The sequence below is a fragment of the Hyella patelloides LEGE 07179 genome (assembly GCF_900659865.1).
Lineage (GTDB): Bacteria > Cyanobacteriota > Cyanobacteriia > Cyanobacteriales > Xenococcaceae > Hyella > Hyella patelloides.
On sequence record NZ_LR214128.1, the window covers coordinates 1 to 5479 of the forward strand.

Below are 5479 nucleotides of genomic sequence, written 5' to 3' on the forward strand. Positions count from 1 at the left end.
AGCACCGACAATACCACCATCGCGAATAATTAAGCGATCTACATTTAAGTCAACGTTAGCTCCTGCCCTCATACCAAAGTTATCCGCCGAAATCTTCGCTCCTTTCTCTACTGTTAATTCTCCTGTATTGATAGTCAACTCTCCCGCATCGCCACTAGACCCTAACGAAGCAGAAACAAAAACACCACTGCTACTGAAAGCATCATCTAATGATGAAGTTCCCGAAAGCAAAATTGAATCTGAAGCATTAATAGTTGCAGTTCCTCCTTGACCTTCATTACTAGCTAAAGTAGATATCTGTGCGCCATCTCTAACAATCAACTGTTTGGTTTCAATGCTTATAGTTCCTCCATTACCTGAAGCACTATCATTCACGAGAGCAAACAAACCACTGGCATCTAAACCATCCTCTGAAGTACCAAAAAGTTCTATAGATTCAGAAGCTTTGATTATTAAATTTCCTGCGTCACCATTAAAAAAAGTATCGGTTGAGATTTTTGCGCCATCTTTAATAGTAAGCCTCTGAGTTTCAACAATTAAAGTTCCTCCGCTACCAATGCTATCAGCATCAGCACGAACAGTGGTGGGAAAAGCATCATCTAAGGCTGTTCCCAGAACTTCAAAGGATTCTGTGGCTTTTATTGTTAAGTTTCCTCCTTGTCCAATTCCAAAATTAGAGATAGAAATAGCTGCACCATCTCTAACTGTGAGGTTTTGAGTTTCAACGGTTAGATTGCCTCCACTTCCAACATCATTAGCCTCAGCAAATAAACCACTGGGAAATTCAATATCTGAGGTTGTACCAACTAAATCTACTGATTCTGTGGCTTTAACAGTTAAATTACCAGCACTACCTTCAGCAAGGCTTACATTTTCAACAAAAGCACCATCTCTGACAATTAACCTATTAGTTTCTATGAAAATATCTCCAGCTTTACCCGTACCTTCTGTGGAAGTGGAAATAGTAGTAGCATCGCCATCCATTTCAACCAATTCGGAAGTGTTTATTTCTACCGTACCCCCTGCTTCCGTACCAAAGGTAGTAGACACAACAGCACTATCTCCAGTAAGAATTAGTTGTCTTCCTTGAATTGAAATGTCGCCACCTTTGTCACCGCTAGTATCGACAAAGGCTAATGCGGATAAATTGATATCTTTAAACTCTCGAACTTCTTGATAGTCGAGAGAAAAACCTTGTTCTGTTAGAGAAAGATTCACCGTATTATCTTCCCCCACGCTGCCGATTTCAATTCGTCCACTTTCGGCAGTGAGAATTCCTCCTTCAATGAAAACATTGCCACCTACAAAAGCAAGAGTTTGTTCTCCTGGCACTTGCAAGCCCACAAAATTACCATCAATATCTGTAGCAAAGGAGCGATTGATAATGTCCCCCGATGTTGCCTTAATACCCAATCCAATCGGCGCACTAATAGTTAATAAGGGAGTGGTTTGACTATTGGTGGCACTAAATTCAAAACCATCGGAAAAAATAATGCTATCTGCGGTACTACCCAGAAAAGAACCACCAATATTTAAAGAAGCATTTTCCCCGAAGATGATGCCATTGGGATTGATCAAGAATAAATTAGCCGTACCATTAGCTCGAACAATACCATCGATTTCGGAAATAGAGCTACCCGTAACGCGAGAAAAAATATTTTGTATCTCAACCGCATTATTAAAAGATGCCGTGTTATCTACTGGTACGGAAAACCGTTCAAAACTATGAAAAAGATTATCTCCTGCTTGCGTTCCACCATCAATTTGAATAGTACTATCTTGAGAAGTAACAGCCGAATTTTCTGGTAATGTCTCATCTGGAACAACCTGCCCTTGGGCATGGCTACAGATTAACAAACTGAAAACGATCGTACTTTTAAAGAAGTAAGAAGCAGGAAATAAATTCATAGTTTTAAATAGTCAATACATTATTTGAGTAGGTCAAATAATTTGGCAGAAATCTACTTTTAACTCAATATGTTATCTTTACTAACTCTGCTTTTTTTCTTAAAAGCTATTCCGATAGATAAAGTTGCTAACGCTAATAAGCTTAGTGGATTACTCGATTCGGGAACTGTTTCAGAGGGATTAGAAATCTCTTCTTCAACTACTCCATCTGAAAAAATTCTATTGTTAGGTTCTAGCCCACCATCTTGGGTCTCAGAAAAAACATTAAATAGACTATTGGTAAGTATTCCTCCATTGTTGTCCTTTGCTATCTCTATTAATCTGTCAGAATCGTATGCAGATGACTCAAAAGAAGGATCGGATAAAGTGTCAAAAATTATGAAAGATAAATCGTTGATTGAATTATTTAGTTGTTCTTCTGTAAAGCCTTCAGTATTTAATAGATAGCTTACAATAGGCTCGCTACTACCATCAGGATTGATAAAACTGTATCTAATTAAATCTCCCACTGTTTCATCGGATGTAACTCCCAAATCTGCAAAGATATTTTCTTTCTCAATTAATTCTGTTTCTAAATCGGCAAACGGTAAATATTGTGAAACATTTATTTCAGTACCATTAGAAGTATTGAAACTACCTTCTGCAACAATAGTATCAATATTTTCAAAGATGTTATCTATATTAACAAAAGATTCATCTGTATCATTAGCCGTTTCAAAAGATTGGTCAAACAAAGTATAGTCTTCAATTGCATTCTCAAAGAAACCAACATTAAAACTATCGTCTCGATCTTCAATTTTCATTCCTTCAATAGTTTCATCAACCAAGACAAATATATTATCAGTCTCGGTTTCATCTCCACCTCTTTTAGAAGATTTTGATTTACTTCTGGCATCTGCCGATTCAGCAATAGTAGCTAAAGAAATTCCTGCAATTAAAACAGCACTGGTAATAAATTTAATTGTTTTCATGTTAGTTATTGTCTCTATTAATCAATCTAAAAATTATGGTTCAATTGTTGGCAAGATTGATCGCGCTTTTAATTAAAAAGTAATTTATCACGTTTTTTATCTCAATTTAATAAAATAGCAATCTATTTATAAAAACTTGATTTGATTTTTATACTTATCAAGAAAATTTGTCTAAAATAAGAAGCAAAAGTAAATATTCTTATCAAAACTGGATTTACCGATCGCTAAACAAAAAATAATCAAAAAACAATAAAATCACTACTTACTAAACTCAAACAACTAGCCCTATCATTAATCTTCATTTACCCTAAATTACTAATCACAATATACTTACTAAAATTACTACCAAAAACATCATTTTGATAACTACTTTTAAACCACCTTTCTTGGTTTTTACTGTCAGTATTTCCTAACTTTAAAACTGCCATTGAACGATTAAATTTTTCTGCAATTATTTTTATCCAAACTCGATCTGCATGGCGATCGCTCTTTAAACTGTTATTCATCTCGATCATTTGACGAATTATAAATAATGTTAATTGTCTTACCTCTATTAATCACTCAGTAAAAATCACCAACTTTATGCAGGCTCGTTACATTTTTTAACAATTGGTTGTTTGTTAGTGGTTAGTGGTTAGTTGCTGGTTGCTGGTTGCTAGTTGCTAGTTGCTGGTTGCTAGTTGTTTGTGAGATTTTTATTAGCAGTAGAGAGATACATTCAGGAGTCAGGGAGTGCGATCGCCAAAAGTTCGAGGATATTGCGATCGCGCTTCTGAAGTACAGTCAGTACAGCCAGAGAATCAATTCTCTGTCTTATATCTGATATCTGAAGTCCGTTGAAACGGACTTAAAATCTTAGCCCAGAAATTTATTTATTTTTGGGGATTGTTTTATTGGGAAGAGGGAAAAAAGCAGGTAAGCGATCGCTGAAAGTTTTGAGATATGACGCTGTAAAAACAGTTCCCATTTAGTATCAGACAAATCAATCAAAATAGCTCCTCTTGATTTTCTGTTTTTTGTGGAGATTTTTGCTCCAAAGACTCTTCTTGCCAAGCTTCTGCGGTTTTCCCCAAAAATTCTGGCAACCATTCTAATTCCCCCAATTTCTCCGAACCAGAGCTAACACTTCTCACTGTCACCACCACTTCTAGTTCAGCATTTGTAATGCCCACTGGCACTTCTAAATGTAGAATACCGTCAGAACCAACAAGGGAATATAGTTTGATACTTCGCATGAAAAACTAAGAATCTCTACTGTTTATACTTTATGTTTTCTGAGATCGCATTATTTAATTGTTGTCTAATTGTAGTAGGAAGAGTTAAAAAATCAAAAAAGCGATCGCTTAAAGAGCAAGAGTCATTAGTAAAAGCGATCGCAATACTAAAGGAAAAACAATAGATGTAGATGGTTACAAAGTAGCTAGTCATGAGAGCTAAAACACTATTGGAAGAGTTATCAGAAGTGCGCTCGCCGTTGCTTAAAAAAGTAAAAAGCGATCGCAGTTTTATCAATCAGAAACTAATTGGGATGACGTAATCTCTGACCGTTGGTCAATATAGTTTCAAGAAAGTAGTTCTCAAAAGAAGAAAGAAAAAAAACAGCGATCATTCATTATGAAAGAATAATCGAAAATTACATTTTGAAATCCTATTCTCTCTCAACAACATCGTTTTTAGCATCTTCTCCTGTTTCAACGACATCGTTTTGAACGTCTTCTCCTGTCTCAACAGCATTATTTTTAGCATCTTCTCCTGTTTCAACAACATCGTTTTGAACATCTTCTCCCGTCTCAACAACATCGTTTTGAACATCTTCAACATCCTCTTTAAGATCTTCAAAAAAACCTTTATTCTGTTGAATAGTAGAATTATGTGGTGTTTGTTTCCCCTTTGGTTGAACTGCCACAATAGCTTGTGAAATTTGATTTTCAGATAATGAAGTTTCCAAAGGTAGAGCAACAGAATGTTGTCTTAGAGAAGTTCCCAACAGCAAAAACATTACTGTCATGAAAGATAAATGGATTTTGTGATTAAGCATCGTATTTGAATTCAATAAATGTCAGTACTGATTACTCATCAGTCGTCATAACTGTGCCTCTGCAATCTTGTTACATTGCTTAACAAAAAATAGTCTTCAAACAATACTGTAGTTATTTAATTTAAAGCTTGAAAGTGTCACCAAATCTGCTTTTGAGTAGGGTGGTAATGCTCACCCTACAATTTATTAAGCGATCGCTCTATAGGAAGAGAGTTTGAATATGGCGATCGCTCTTTGAGTTAGAGAAAAATCTTAGACAAATTAGACAAAATCAAAGTCTAAACCGATAGCAACACTTGTATCATCTTCGATGATTGCAACCCAATCGCCGTTATGTTTGACTAAAGTATCTTATCTTGATCTGCACTACCGTGCCAATTACCATAGCTAAGAGAGTAATCGCCTTGATTGCCAGCAGCTTGGAATTTATCTCCTTCTGTCCAATCAAAACCTTGAATCCTGGCAAAGCCAAGACCTTGGTAGAAAACACCGTCATCCTCGTCACCTAAAACAAAAGTATCTAATACCAATTTCCTAAACTTAGACTACACTTAAAGAGAAA

7 protein-coding genes are annotated in these 5479 nt (G+C 35.8%); all 7 read right to left on the bottom strand.

Translation table 11 applies throughout. The features are described from left to right. Positions 1 to 1908, bottom strand: a 1908-nt coding sequence (locus tag H1P_RS30425) for a two-partner secretion domain-containing protein (protein WP_144874793.1), incomplete at its 3' end; no start/stop codon positions are given. A 59-nt stretch (positions 1909 to 1967) separates the two neighbouring features. Then, positions 1968 to 2879 (bottom strand): hypothetical protein, encoded by a 912-nt coding sequence (locus H1P_RS30430; protein ID WP_144874795.1) that lies wholly within the window; start codon positions 2877 to 2879, stop codon positions 1968 to 1970. Positions 2880 to 3181: 302 nt separating this feature from the next. Continuing rightward, positions 3182 to 3385: a hypothetical protein gene (locus H1P_RS30435; RefSeq protein WP_144874797.1), complete on the bottom strand. Its 204-nt coding sequence runs from the start codon at positions 3383 to 3385 to the stop codon at positions 3182 to 3184. A 480-nt stretch (positions 3386 to 3865) separates the two neighbouring features. Next, positions 3866 to 4114: a hypothetical protein gene (locus H1P_RS30440; RefSeq protein WP_144874799.1), complete on the bottom strand. Its 249-nt coding sequence runs from the start codon at positions 4112 to 4114 to the stop codon at positions 3866 to 3868. A 16-nt stretch (positions 4115 to 4130) separates the two neighbouring features. Further along, a complete protein-coding gene (locus H1P_RS36765; protein WP_186376235.1) occupies positions 4131 to 4307 on the bottom strand; it encodes a hypothetical protein in 177 nt (58 codons plus the stop codon). Positions 4308 to 4527: 220 nt separating this feature from the next. After that, positions 4528 to 4887 carry a YtxH domain-containing protein gene (locus H1P_RS30445; RefSeq protein ID WP_144874801.1) on the bottom strand — a complete coding sequence of 120 codons (360 nt, stop codon included), beginning with the start codon at positions 4885 to 4887 and terminating at the stop codon, positions 4528 to 4530. Positions 4888 to 5258: 371 nt separating this feature from the next. Further along, positions 5259 to 5447 carry a hypothetical protein gene (locus tag H1P_RS30450; protein WP_144874803.1) on the bottom strand — a complete coding sequence of 63 codons (189 nt, stop codon included), beginning with the start codon at positions 5445 to 5447 and terminating at the stop codon, positions 5259 to 5261. Positions 5448 to 5479: the final 32 nt, after the last annotated feature.